11 protein-coding genes are annotated in these 13,700 nt (G+C 50.2%); 9 read left to right on the forward strand and 2 right to left on the reverse strand.

The genetic code is table 11. The features are described from left to right. From L693_RS0118635 to L693_RS0118655, 5 genes are all read left to right on the forward strand, one after another. Positions 1-514: HesA/MoeB/ThiF family protein (locus L693_RS0118635; protein ID WP_025718985.1), on the forward strand; the 514-nt coding region annotated here is incomplete at its 5' end. Next, positions 492-1,628, forward strand: coding sequence for a homocitrate synthase/isopropylmalate synthase family protein (locus L693_RS0118640; protein ID WP_025718987.1), 1,137 nt, complete (start codon positions 492-494; stop codon positions 1,626-1,628). The genes L693_RS0118635 and L693_RS0118640, both read left to right, overlap by 23 nt. Positions 1,629-1,916: 288 nt before the next feature. Continuing rightward, positions 1,917-3,653 (forward strand): ABC transporter ATP-binding protein, encoded by a 1,737-nt coding sequence (locus L693_RS0118645; protein WP_081752164.1) that lies wholly within the window; start codon positions 1,917-1,919, stop codon positions 3,651-3,653. After that, a complete protein-coding gene (locus L693_RS0118650; protein WP_025718990.1) occupies positions 3,634-5,472 on the forward strand; it encodes an ABC transporter ATP-binding protein in 1,839 nt (612 codons plus the stop codon). The genes L693_RS0118645 and L693_RS0118650 overlap by 20 nt, the downstream gene beginning before the upstream one ends. Positions 5,473-5,744: 272 nt before the next feature. Then, a complete protein-coding gene (locus tag L693_RS0118655) occupies positions 5,745-6,401 on the forward strand; it encodes a DJ-1/PfpI family protein (RefSeq protein WP_025718992.1) in 657 nt (218 codons plus the stop codon). A 104-nt stretch (positions 6,402-6,505) separates the two neighbouring features. On the opposite strand, the gene L693_RS0118660 is transcribed toward L693_RS0118655, so the two are convergent. Together L693_RS0118660 and L693_RS0118670 are read right to left on the reverse strand one after the other, a co-directional pair. Continuing rightward, positions 6,506-7,810: a dicarboxylate/amino acid:cation symporter gene (locus tag L693_RS0118660; RefSeq protein WP_155983873.1), complete on the reverse strand. Its 1,305-nt coding sequence runs from the start codon at positions 7,808-7,810 to the stop codon at positions 6,506-6,508. A 118-nt stretch (positions 7,811-7,928) separates the two neighbouring features. Further along, a complete protein-coding gene (locus L693_RS0118670) occupies positions 7,929-8,963 on the reverse strand; it encodes a DctP family TRAP transporter solute-binding subunit (protein ID WP_025718996.1) in 1,035 nt (344 codons plus the stop codon). 87 nt (positions 8,964-9,050) lie between these two features. Here L693_RS0118670 and L693_RS0118675 point away from each other — a divergent pair, with 87 nt between their 5' ends. The 4 genes from L693_RS0118675 to L693_RS0118690 form a co-directional block, all read left to right on the forward strand. Continuing rightward, positions 9,051-10,658: an ATP-binding protein gene (locus L693_RS0118675; RefSeq protein WP_025718998.1), complete on the forward strand. Its 1,608-nt coding sequence runs from the start codon at positions 9,051-9,053 to the stop codon at positions 10,656-10,658. Further along, positions 10,642-11,397, forward strand: a complete 756-nt coding sequence (locus L693_RS0118680; protein WP_081752163.1) for a response regulator — start codon at positions 10,642-10,644, stop codon at positions 11,395-11,397. The genes L693_RS0118675 and L693_RS0118680 overlap by 17 nt, the downstream gene beginning before the upstream one ends. Before the next feature lie 135 nt (positions 11,398-11,532). Beyond that, the gene (locus L693_RS0118685; RefSeq protein WP_025719002.1) at positions 11,533-12,936 is read left to right on the forward strand and encodes an NAD-dependent malic enzyme; all 1,404 of its coding nucleotides are present in this window, start codon (positions 11,533-11,535) and stop codon (positions 12,934-12,936) included. Positions 12,937-13,063: 127 nt separating this feature from the next. Beyond that, positions 13,064-13,700, forward strand: a 637-nt coding sequence (locus tag L693_RS0118690; RefSeq protein ID WP_025719004.1) for a cupin domain-containing protein, incomplete at its 3' end; no start/stop codon positions are given.

Below are 13,700 nucleotides of genomic sequence, written 5' to 3' on the forward strand. Positions count from 1 at the left end.
GACAGCATTGCAGCATTTACATCGTATTAATCCGGAGACCGAGCTTGAGGGCCACGCCCACAGAATCACGGAGAAATTCTCCGGACCATGGGTAGAAGCGGCAGATCTCGTGATTGATGCGCGATATGACTTTCCCGAAAGATATACGCTGAACAGGCTGTGTGTTCGATATGACAGACCGATGATAGAAGCCGCCATGTACGGCTATGAAGTATCGCTGATGACCATTGTTCCCGGCAGAACGGCATGCCTGGAATGTCTCTACCCGGAAGGAGGGCAGCCTTGGGAGCCTCTGGGATTCCCGGTTTTGGGAGCCACCTCCGGCTTGATTGGCTGCATGGCTGCACTGGAAGCAGTCAAATGGATTACAGATGCGGGCAATCTGTTCACTGACCGCATGCACCGTATGAATGTGCTGGATATGAGCAGCTGCAGCATAGCCGTCAGGCGCAATCCGCGTTGTCCGTGCTGCGGAAGAGGAGGGGATACAGATGAATCGGTTGCACATTTGTGATACGACGCTTCGTGACGGAGAACAGGCTCCGGGCGTTGCCTTTTCGGCGAAGGAGAAAGCAGAAATTGCCATCATGCTGGATCTGGCGGGGGTGGAGCAGGCTGAGATCGGCATTCCGGCCATGGGGGAGGCAGAGTGCAGGTCTATTGCCAGGATTGCCGCTCTTGGACTTCAGATGAAGCTAATGACCTGGAATCGCGCAGTGTTCTCGGATATTGATGCAGCGGAATCGACGGGTGTCGACTGGGCCCATATTTCGGTTCCCGTATCGGCGGTGCAGATGAAGGCCAAGCTGGGTATGACTCCTGTGCAGGTGACAGAGCTGATCCGCAAGTCTGTCGATTACGGTCTGTGTAAAGGATTGACTGTCTCCGTAGGCTTTGAGGATGCTTCAAGGGCAGATGACCTGTTCCTGGAGCAGCTGGCGAATCAGCTCTACAGGGATGGTATCCGGCGGTTCAGATATGCCGATACGCTGTCCGTTCACCATCCCGATGCCATAGCGGCCCGCATAGGCAGGTTTGTATCGCGTGTCCCGCAGGATGTGGAGCTTGAGATCCACTGCCATAACGATTATGGTGTGGCGCTTGCCAATACCCTGGCAGCTTTGCAGGCAGGAGCTGTCTGGGCCAGTACCACCGTTTCGGGCCTTGGGGAAAGGGCTGGCAATACGGCGCTGGAGGAGGTAGTGATGTCGTGGAGGGACTTATATAAGGGAACCTGCAGCGTTCGCCCCGAGCTGCTGAACCCGCTGGCTGCACTGGTGTCCAAAGCCTCCAACCGAGTCATTCCCGAGGGCAAGCCAATTGTGGGAGATATGGTATTCGCTCATGAATCCGGCATACATATCAATGGTCTGTTGAAGGAGCGTTCCGCCTATCAGGCCCTTGATCCGATCGAGCTGGGCACTGATCATTCGTTCGTGCTCGGCAAGCATTCGGGCAGAAGTGCAGTTCAGTATATGCTGGAGCAGGAGGGAATCAAGGCAAGCCCCGATGAAATCAAATTCCTGCTGGAGCGGCTTCGCCTGGTCGGTGAAGACCCCAAGCGGGTCATCTACAGCAAGGACTTAAAGCACTGGCTGGAGCATTATCCGGCAGAACTGTCGAACTAATCAAAAAGCGTTTCTGTCCGGTGAGTGTGCCGTGACTGGAACGCTTTCTTTCATATAACCTCCAACGCCAATGGAGGTTTATTCGTACTGCTGTTTTTTTACATATCTGTGATGGCTGCAAGCGAAGTCTCGAATTTGCTGGTTAAACGAAGTCGTTCAGAGGGGTATAATACAATATAGTGCTGTATAATGTGCGTTAGATGGTTTTACGGCAGGTTTAATTCATATGACGATTAGATGCTGATCTGGAAGGACGGCTGTCTGGCAATTGGAGGAATGCTTGTGGGGATGATGTTTTCTTTTCTAAAAAAATATCGGGTTCCAGCCATCGCAGCACTCGTGATGATGCTGCTGGAACTGACGGTGGAGTTATCGCAGCCATATTTGATCTCCAAAATCATTGATGAGGGTATCCGGCAGCAGGATTTGTCCATTGTCTGGTTATGGGGCGGTGTGCTGGTAGGAAGTGCCGTTATCGCCTTTATGGCGGGTATTGCCAGCTCCTTTTTTGCTTCACATGCAAGTCAGGGCTTTGGCTATGATTTACGGGAAACGCTGTACCGCAAGGTCCAGTCCTTTTCCTATCCGGTGTTTAAGCGTTTTGCCACCTCATCGCTGATTACACGTTTGACGGGGGATGTTACGCAAGTACAGGATACGGTGTTTATGAGCCTGCGGTTTATGACACGGGTTCCGCTGGTGGTCATCGGCAGTATTGTGATGGCATTGGTCGTACATTTCAGGCTTGGTTTGCTGCTGGCGATCATGGCGCCGGTGCTATTTGTGTTTGTACTGGTGATGATGCGTCGGACGGTCACTTTGTTTAAAGGCGTTCAGCGTCGTCTGGATGATGTGAACGGGGTGATTCAGGAGAATCTGACCGGGATTCGGCTGATTCGGGTGTTTGTGCGGATGCGGCATGAAATCGAGCGTTTTGCCCATTATGGAGGAGAACTGATGAAAGGAACGGTATCGGCTCTACGCTGGACAGAAACGACAATGCCGTTCATTTTGTTTACGATGAATGTGGGAATTATTGCGGTGCTTTGGTTCGGAAGAGGTCAAATTTCCACAGGCGATGCGAGTGTGGGACAGGTAGTGGCAGTCGTCAATTATTCTTTGCGGACGATTGGGGCCTTGTCTGCCTTGTCCGGCATCGTGGTCGTGTTTTCCCGGGCAACCGCATCTACGGGACGGATTCGAGAGGTGCTGGAAACACAACATGATGAATATGGAGCGGGCTCGTCTGCTCCAACACATAACACGCGAATTGAGGGACAGGTGGAATTGGAACGGGTGAGCTTCCATTATCCGGGCAGCGATTTGGCTGTACTGAAGGATATTACTTTTAAGGCTGGGCCAGGTGATCGTATAGCGATTATGGGAGCTACAGGCTCGGGTAAGTCCTCGCTTGTGCAGCTGATTACACGTCTGTATGAAGAAGATGCCGGCCATGTGCGCTTTGACGGAAAGGACACGCGTGAGCTGGACGCTTCCATACTGCGTGAGGCCATTGGCTATGTACCGCAGGAGGTGCTGTTATTCACCGGGTCGATTCGCGACAATATTGCTTGGGGGCTGGAGAATGCCAGCCTGGAGCAGATTCAGGAGGCCGCCCGGATGGCGCAAATTCATGATACGATTGAACGCCTGCCGCAAGGCTATGATACCTTGCTTGGGCAGCGTGGCGTCAATCTGTCCGGTGGTCAGAAGCAGCGGCTATCCATTGCCCGCGCACTGGTGCGCCGTCCGACGATACTTATTCTCGACGACAGCACGAGCGCGCTGGATGTTCGAACCGAAGCAGCGCTGCTGAAAGCGCTGGATGGCCTGTCCTGTACGACATTTCTCATTACGCAGAAAATCAGCTCGACCGCATCGGCGGATCAGATTTTACTGCTGGATGAGGGTCGTCTAATCGCGAGCGGAAGTCATGAGCATCTCATGAATAGCTCAGAACTGTATCGACGCATCTATGAATCGCAATACGGAAAGGAGGGGGCGCATGCTCAAGGAACTTATTGATCCGTTCCGTCAGCCGACACCATCGTCCGGTGTACTGCTTAATCCGGCAGGCGCCGAAGGACGCCGCAAGGCCAAGGCGAAGAACTGGTCCGGTACGCTGGGTCGGATATGGGCTTATCTGGCCCGCCGCAAGGCCAAGCTGATGCTGGTGCTGTTTATGGTCATGCTCAGCTCGGGGCTGGCTCTATTGGGTCCGTATTTGGTCGGCGTAGCGGTGGATGATTTTCTCGAAGGTCCGGGTGGACGCACGTGGATTTATTTTCTGACTGGATTAGCGACTGTATACCTGCTCAACTCGCTGACCTCCTGGTTGCAAAATATCTGGATGATTGAAATCGCCCAAGAGACCGTATACCGGATGCGTTTTGATCTGTTTTCGCATTTGCATCGGCTGCCGATTCCTTTTTACGGCAAACGCCAACAGGGAGAAATCATGAGCCGGCTGACCAATGATATCGAAAATGTCAGCTCTACGCTGAACAGCTCGGCTATTCAAATTTTTTCGAGCATGTTGACGCTGGTCGGTACTCTTGCAGTCATGCTGTGGTTAAGTCCTTTGATGACACTGCTGACCTTTATCGTAGTCCCGCTCATGGCGTCCGGGATGCGCTGGATTACACGCCGGACCGGGCCTTTATATAAGGAACGCCAGAACAACCTGGGCGAACTGAATGGTTATATTGAAGAAACGCTGTCCGGGCAGCAGATTATCAAAGCATTTTCACAGGAAAAGAGAGTCATCCACGGTTTTGGCGAGCGAAATGACCGCATTCGTCTGTCGGGCTTCTGGGCACAAACCATTTCTGGCTTTATCCCCAAGCTGATGAACGGACTGAACAACCTCAGCTTTGCCATTGTAGCGGGGATCGGCGGGATTTTGGCGATTCACGGCTCCATTACGATAGGTACGATTATCGTATTCGTAGAATATGCCCGTCAGTTCACCAGACCGCTGAACGATTTGGCGAACCAGTGGAACACGCTGTTGTCTGCCATTGCCGGAGCTGAACGTGTATTCGAGATATTGGACGAGGATGAAGAGTCCAAGGACGAGCAAGGTGCAGTGGCTCTGAAGCATGTAGAAGGAGCCGTACGATTTACCGATGTTTCCTTCGGCTATAATGCAGGGAGCGATACGCTGGAGGGTATTTCCTTTGAAGCCAAGCCTGGCGAAATGATCGCGCTGGTCGGTCCAACCGGGGCTGGAAAAACAACGCTGATTCAACTGATTTCCAGGTTCTACACTCCCGACAAGGGAACGATTACGCTGGACGGACGCGACATTACGACCATACAGCGTGAAAGCCTGCGCTCCCATATGGCGTTTGTGCTACAGGATTCCTTCCTGTTCCAGGGAACAATTCGTGACAATATCCGTTTCGGCAGGCTGGATGCCACGGACGAGGAGGTTGAGGAGGCATCCAGGCTGGCGAATGCTCATTCCTTTATCATGCGGATGAAGGACGGGTACGACAAGGTATTGGAGGCCAACGGTAGCGGTATCAGTCAAGGGCAAAAACAGCTGCTGGCTATCGCACGCGCTATTTTGGTGAACCCTGCAATTCTTGTCCTCGACGAGGCAACGAGCAGCATTGATACCATTACCGAGATGAAAATACAAGAAGGACTGGAGCGGCTTATGCAAGGTCGAACAAGCTTTGTCATCGCTCACAGACTGAATACCATTCGTCAGGCTGACCGGATTCTGGTCTTGAAGGATGGTCGTCTGGAGGAGCAGGGCTCCCATGATGAACTGCTGGCTCATAAAGGCTTTTACAGCGACTTATATTATGGTCAGTTGAGAAAGCAAAGCTCTTAAGCTGGCTCTCGATAAACAGATTTGCAGGCATGATGGAGTCAGCTTTTATGATGCTAAAAAGGACTACCCTGGGGGTAGCCCTTTTTAAGTGCCGCCTTTTTACAGGTATGTACTATTAAAGGTTTACATGGGCATTTCTCAATCAATTTTTGTGACAAGAGGCGTTTGAAATTAAGATACTGCTTTCGCAATATTTAATATACCCATACCCCGTATATGTATGTTAGTATAGGTGTGCAAGAATAAAATCCCACTTCAAAGGAGAGATCATCATGAAAATCGCAATCATGCTTTTCGATGGAATCACAGCATTAGATGCAATTGGTCCATACGATGTATTTGCTGCTACACTGAAATGTGAAGTGAAGTTTGTCGCTAAGAAAAAAGGGTTAATCAAACTGGATTCAAATATGGGATATTTGCATGCCGATTACAGTTTTTCTGAAGTACCTTCAGCTGATATTCTTGTTGTTCCAGGTTGCAGTCCGCCAAATTATAAAACTCCAATGAATGACGAAGAAACGTTAAATTGGATTCGCCAAATACATGAAACTACGAAATGGACCACATCGGTTTGTAACGGCTCTCTGATTTTGAGCGCCGCAGGCTTGTTAAATGGAACCGTAGCCACCAGTCATTGGGGTTCCTTAGACCTGCTCCAATCTCTTGGAACCATTCCAACAGATGAGAGAGTGGTTCGTCAGGGCAAAATCGTCACAGCAGCCGGTGTCTCCTCTGGTATTGATATGGCACTCCAGCTAATAGCATGGGAATTGGGAGAAGATATGAGTAAAGGAGTCCAGTTGATTTTGGAATACGATCCTCAGCCTCCGTTTGACACGGGTTCACCAAAGAAAGCACCTGCTTTATTGGTAGAACAAATAAGAGGTATGTTACAAGAGTTTGCAAAACGGGAGCCAAATGTGTAAATCAAGAATACTGGAAAGCATTTTGTCCTTTCTTCTGTTAAAACCTTGTTCCGTTGAACGTAAAAAAGAGCCGTAAACCGGCTCTATCATCAAGCATTGCCTTACTATACAGATTCAGTAACCGGGCTGTTTAAAGGACCGGATTTTTCAAGCTCAGCATGTGCCGGAGCAAGCTCCGCCTGTCTGCCCGGATGAAACTCATTTTCCGATTTGGCGACGATGACGGTAGCGACTCCATTACCAATCAGATTGGTGATGGCGCGTGCTTCTGACATGAAGCGGTCCACTCCGAGCAGCAGCGCCATTCCCGCCAGCGGAATGGAAGGGAACGCCGCGAGTGTGGCTGCCAGCGTGATAAATCCGGAGCCTGTAACGCCTGCTGCTCCCTTCGAGGTCAGCATAAGGATACCCAGCAGTGTCAGCTGCTGCCACAGGGTCATCTCCACGCCGGAGGCCTGGGCTACGAAAATGGCAGCCATGGACAAATAGATTGCCGTACCATCCAGGTTAAACGAATAGCCTGTTGGAATGACCAGACCGACCACTGATTTGGAGCATCCGTATTTCTCCATTTTTTCCATCATACGTGGCAGAGCCGACTCGGAGGAGGAAGTCCCGAGTACAAGCAATATTTCTTCTTTGATATAAGCGATAAACTTGAAAATGCTGAAACCGTACATGCGAGCAATCAGACCGAGCACAATGATTATAAACAGGGCCATGGTCAGGTAAACGGAGCCCATCAGCTTGCCAAGAGAGGTCAACGACCCGATGCCGAATTTACCAATGGTGTAGGACATGGCACCAAATGCGGCGATTGGCGATAATTTCATGATCATATTGACGATACCGAAGAAGGCGTGAGAGAGCTTGTCGAACAGGACAATGACGGGTTTGGCTTGCTCTCCCATGGCCGTCAATGACAGCCCGAAGAGGATGGCAAAGAACAGGATAGGCAGTAATTCTCCACCTGCCATAGCGCTTACTACATTTTCAGGGATAATGCCGACGATGAAATCAACGAATCCGTGACTTGATTCCGCTGCTTTTTGAGCATATTGAGATACATCTCCGGTTGCCTTGCTCACATCAATACCGGCGCCCGGTCTTATCAGGTTAACCACGAGCAGACCAATGGCTAGCGCAATTGTGGTAACGATTTCAAAATAGAGAAGCGCCTTTCCGCCAATACGACCGACCTTTTTCATGTCTCCCATGCTGGCAATTCCGTGCACCACCGTAAAAAATACAATGGGGGCGATGACCATCTTAATGAGCTTGATAAAGGCGTCTCCGAGCACTTTGAGCTTTTCGCCTGTTGTAGGAAAAAAGTGACCCAGAAGAATGCCCAGAACAATAGCGATAACGACCTGAACCGTCAAGTTTTTCAAATTAATTCTCAGTCTCATAGGGATACGCTCTCGCTTTCTTTTTTTGTTTTTGGAAACGCTTTATTTTTTTGTATCCCCAGTGTAAAAGCTGCGTTCTTGGCAAACAAGAATACGGTCATAACGTTCCTTTTGGTCTTTAAGGTCCCTGAATCATATCCATCAGATCGGACCCGATGATGGGTGTGAACTCCGGATAGAGCACACGCAGACGTTCCCTCCAAAGCTTGCGCTCATCGTCGGACAGATAGGTAATTTTAATGTCTCCGGTCTGTTGCAGCTGATTCAGTCGATTGGCGTTTTCATAGGTTTTCAGCTTGTTCCAACGCGTCGTTTCCTCCAGGGCCTCTTGCAGCACCAGCTTGGCGTCACTTGGGAGGCGATCCCAATAGGATTTGTTAAATATGACGGCATACCCCAGATAGCTATGGTTGCTAATGGTCATATAGCGTTGCACTTGGTAAAACCGTTTGGTAAAAATATTGGATATCGTGTTCTCCTGTCCGTCCGCCGTTCGCGTCTCCAGACTGTGGTATATTTCGTTGAAAGGAGTGCTAATGGTCGATGCACCAAGCGTTTCAAACTGACGTTCCAACACCTGGCTTGGCTGGATACGGAATTTCAAGCCCGCAAAGTCTGCGGGTTTGCGAATTGGACGGGCGTTGTTCGTCATCTGTCGAAAGCCATTGGACCAGAAGGCGACGCCTTTCATACCATAAGGGTCAAGCGTTTGCGATAACCGCTTGCCCAATTCTCCGTTCAGTGCCTGGTCGACTTCAGCCTGATCCTTAAAGGCAAATGGAAGGTCCATCACCATCCAGGCTGGGTCAATCGCGTTCAAATTGGAAAAGGAAGGAGCAATCATCTGGATTTCTCCTCGCTGAAGTGCGGCCACTTCCGTGGCTTCTGAATAGCGCATTCCATTGGGGAACACTTGAATCTCAATTCGATCGTTGGATTTTTCTTTAACCCGCTGTGCAAAATAAGCGGCGGCCAGCCCTTTGGGCGAGTTTTCAGCTACCACATGACTAAATTTGATCACGATCCGATCTTTAAGACCGGTAAATTCATTATCATAAGGGAGTTCATCGTTAAAATTTTTTTGAAAACCGATTACATAAGCCGTTAGGATACCCAGTACGAGCAAAACACCAAATCCAGCAGCTCTTTTCACAAAGTAACCTCCCATCTGTTGCTATTTTAGACCCATTATTCCACAATGATATTCAAAGGTAAACGGTTTAAAGGGAAGGTGAAGAGGATGAACAGACTTCGCATATATTGGAAAATTATGATACTTTCATTTGGGGTCGTTCTTTTTTCTCTTTTGATCGGCGGTCTTTTTCTGTTTGGCAGCGCCACCCGGCTTAAGGAAGAAGAACTCAAACAGCGGCTTACGATTACGGCCCAGACGGTTGCGAACCTGCCAGACGTAGTGAATAGAATCAACGACCCGAATGCTTCTGCCGTAATTGCACCTATGGCGGACAAAATTCGGATATTAAACGATGCGGCTTATATCGTCGTGGTCGATATGAACCGCAAACGGTTGTCTCATCCGCTATCGGAGCGAATCGGCGGAACGTTTGAGGCTCGGGATGATGATGCTGCATTTGCTGAACATACGTATGTCTCCAAAGTGCGCAGTGAAGCGGGCATTGGCCTGCGTTCCTTTGTGCCGATTATGAATGCTTCCTCAGAGCAGGTGGGCGTCGTCGTCGCGGGCGGCCTGCTGCCAGGCGTGACAGAGATTATCCGTCAGGAGAAGCAATCCATTCTCATCACTTCGTTGCTGTCGCTGATGTTTGGTGTGATTGGCTCCGCATTGCTGGCCCGTCATATTAAGCTTCAGATGTTCAACCTCGAGCCTCAGGAGATTGCGAGAATGTTTCGCGAGCGAAGCGCGGCCTTTCAGGCGATGCATGAGGGTGTCATTGCCATTGACCGCAACTGCATGATTACCATTTTCAACGAACGAGCCAAGCAAATCTTCCACGTACACCGTGATGTAGTCGGTTTGCCGATCCGTGAGGTCATCCCGGATACCCGTTTGCCGGAGGTGCTGGATGCGGGTGTCGCGATTCTGAGCCAGGAGCTAAAAATTGGCGGAACCATTATTTGGAGCAACCGCATTCCCATTCGCGAACAGGGAGTCACGATGGGGGCAATCTCCATATTTCAGGATAAGACCGAGGTGACGAGAATGGCCGAGGAGCTCACAGGTGTCAAAGAGTTTGTTCATGCGCTTCGTGCACAAAATCATGAGCATATGAACAAAATGCATACCGTCGCCGGCTTGCTTCAGCTTGGGCAGCAGAACGAGGCTTTGAGCTATCTGTTTGAGGTGACCGAGCAACAGGAGGAGATTACACGCTTCCTTCAACGGCATTTCGACGATGACGGAGTTGCAGGTCTGCTATTGGGTAAAATTAGCCGTGGTAAAGAGCTTGGCATTGATATTAGGATTGATCCTGACAGCAGAATGAATCAATTTCCCCGGCTGATTGACCGACATGATTTTGTGCTGTTACTCGGAAATTTGATCGAAAATGCCTTTGATGCGCTGGCGGATACAGAAGTCGGCTCCAAAGAAATTTATGTCAGCATCCAGCAGGATGACGAATATATGTCCATATTAGTCGAGGATAATGGCTGTGGAATGTCGGAAACGACGAAAATACGAATGCTCGAACGCGGATTCACGACCAAGGACGGAGAGAGCCGCGGCGTGGGGCTTCATTTACTGAGCGGGATTGTCACCAAGGGGAACGGCCGCCTGACATGCGAATCTTCACTTGGCTTGGGAACTTCGATCGAGATTCTATTTCCGTTGAAGGAGAGAGGGAGAGACAATGAGCAAACAGATTAAAACACTGTTTCGTGTGCTGCTGGTCGAGGATGACCCGATGGTACAAGAGGTGAATCGGCTTTTTATTGAACAGGTTGACGGATTTAAGGTCGTAGGTCTGGCTTCCAATGGGCTTCGCGGGTTAGAGCTGATTGAGGAGCTAAAGCCTGATCTGATTTTTCTGGACGTGTTCATGCCATCGCTCGACGGGATAGCGACTTTGCAGCGTATCCGTTCCATGGCATTGCCTGTAGACGTAGTTGTCGTGACGGCTGCAAAGGATACGGAAACGATCCGCGAAATGATGCGAAACGGAGCGTTCGATTATATCATTAAGCCGTTCAAGGTAGAGCGTATCCATCATACACTGGAGCGTTACCGGGTACAGCAGGCTGGATTATGGGCGGAAGAAGTAGGAACCCAGGAAGAGCTGGACCTCATTATGCAAAATAGAGAAGCTGTCAAGGCAGCGGTAGTGCCTGCTCCTGTATATGAGGAATGGGCGTTGTCTTACGATGAGCTGCCAAAGGGCTTGAATGCAGCTACCCTGAAGCAGGTGCTTGCGGTCATGGAGCAGCATGGCAGCAAGCTGTCTGCTGAAGATACCGCGGAGGGAGTAGGGATTGCCCGTGTAACGGCAAGAAGATACCTGGATTATCTGGAGAAAAGAGGGATCGTGCGCCTTGTTGTGCATTACGGCGGGGTCGGTCGACCCGTTAATCGGTATGAGCTGCTGCGTGAACAAAATGACCATAAGTAACAATATGGACAAAAGCTTCCCAACGCTTTTATGAAAGCGATACCATGTAACAGCAAGGGAACTGGATAATGCCTCAATACACGTGTCTGTCCTTGGACCGCACATGTGCTATGAATAGAATAGGAGCGGATGTACATGGCCTTTAATAGTCTGATTCTTCGATTGGAACTCGTTCACTCTAAAGTAAACTTTGGTGAGGTCGCATCAGCCATCAGCCGTGCCGGGGGAGACATTACTTCCATTGATGTTATTCGTCCCGGACAGGATTCGTCTGTTCGTGACATCACTGTTCACGTCGCTGAAATAGCAGAGGCATCGCTAATCGAATCACTCAAGTCGTTAGCAGGCATTCAACTCATTAACGTTTCTGACCGCACGTTTCTCGCGCACCTGGGAGGGAAAATATCAGTCCAGCCCAATTTGCCGATTAAAAATCGGGATGATCTGTCGCGGGTATATACGCCAGGAGTGGCCCGGGTCTGTACGTCCATTCATGAAAATCCGAAAAAAGCGTACTCCCTGACCATCAAGCGAAATACCGTCGCGGTAGTTACCGATGGCACCGCTGTGCTTGGGCTTGGCGATATCGGCCCACATGCGGCCGCACCCGTGATGGAAGGCAAAGCGATGCTGTTCAAGCAGCTGGCGGGAGTCGATGCATTCCCCATTTGTCTGGACACGAAGGATACGGAGGAAATCATTCGTACGATTAAGGCGATCAGCCCAATTTTCGGAGGAATTAATTTAGAGGACATCAGTTCTCCACGTTGTTTCGAGATCGAAACCCGCCTGGCAGAAGAATTAGATATTCCTGTCTTCCACGATGATCAGCATGGGACGGCGGTGGTTGTGATTGCCGGGCTGCTGAATGCACTGAAAGTAGTTGGCAAGCGGATCGAAAATGTTCGGGTCGTTGTGAACGGTATAGGAGCTGCAGGCGTGTCGATATGCAAAATGCTGCTCGCCGCAGGAGTAAGCCGTCTTGTTCCGGTAGACCGGGATGGAGCCATCATACAAGGTGGGACTTATCCCCATCCGATGTGGCAGTGGCTGGCAGACCAGCCTCAAGTAGAGTCACAGCCAGGCACATTAAAGGAGGTTATTCGGGACGCGGATGTGTTCATCGGCGTGTCGCGAGCCAATCTGCTGAATGCCTCGGATGTAAAGCGTATGGCGGCGAACAGCATTGTTTTTGCGATGGCTAATCCGCAACCGGAAATTGCTCCCGAAGAAGCCATTCCGTATGTTCGTGTATTTGCAACGGGGCGCAGCGACTATCCTAACCAGATCAACAATGTGCTGGTGTTTCCGGGGATATTCAGAGGAGCGCTCGATTGCCGGGCGCGCCACATCAACGAGCCGATGAAATTAGCCGCCGCCCGTGCCATTGCCTCCGTCGTAAGTGAACGGGAATTAAACGAGCAGTACATTATTCCGAGCATTTTCAATGAACAGGTTGTTACCGAGGTGAGGAAGTCTGTGATTGAAGCGGCTATTCTAACGGGAACGGCCCGGCGTATTCCACCGGATTTTAGATAACCAAAGGATTTTAGAACGTCTGGTGGAGCAAAATAGAATAACACGACCAGGTCTGTTAAACTGTGAAAATAGAACGGTTGCAGATACGTTACCGTGTTAGCCTTATCTATTTTGCGGAGGTGCGGGGATGAACGGAAGTCTGTTTGAGCTGCGTTTGCGGGACGGGGATTATATTCCCCGTTTCTTTGCTTACTATTACAAGCAGTGGCGCGACTATACCATGCCGTACCACAATCATCATTCCACAGAAATTATGTACATGATTTCCGGTCTGTGTCGGGTAGATGTGCAAACGGGAGAGAAGGCGGATGAAAGCATTACGCTGCGTAAAGGCGAGTTTATCATGCTGGACGCAGGCGTACCACACCGACTGGTGGTGGAAGGAGAACAATCTTGCCGGATGCTGAATGTGGAGTTTGGTTTTACGGAGGGGATGAGTGTAGGACCGTCCATCCGACAAATGGCAGCGGAGGAGCAGGAGATCACAGCCTTCATGTCGCGTCCATTCCCGTATCTGGTGTTGTCGGACCCGGAAGAGGTATATTTTACGCTGAAAAGTCTCGTGCTGGAGCTGGATCAACGAAAAGAACATCCGGGTGCAATGGCGAAGCTGCTTTTTATGCAATTGCTGGTGCGAATTGCGCGTCTGCGGGCAGAGGCAGAGCGCAGCAACACGCAGCAAACGGACATGTACATCAAACGCTGCATTGAATTTCTCCATCTCAACTATGACCGGGATATTGTGGTCAAGGATATGGCAGGCG

This window comes from Paenibacillus sp. 1-18 (assembly GCF_000520755.1).
Taxonomy (GTDB): domain Bacteria; phylum Bacillota; class Bacilli; order Paenibacillales; family Paenibacillaceae; genus Paenibacillus; species Paenibacillus brasilensis.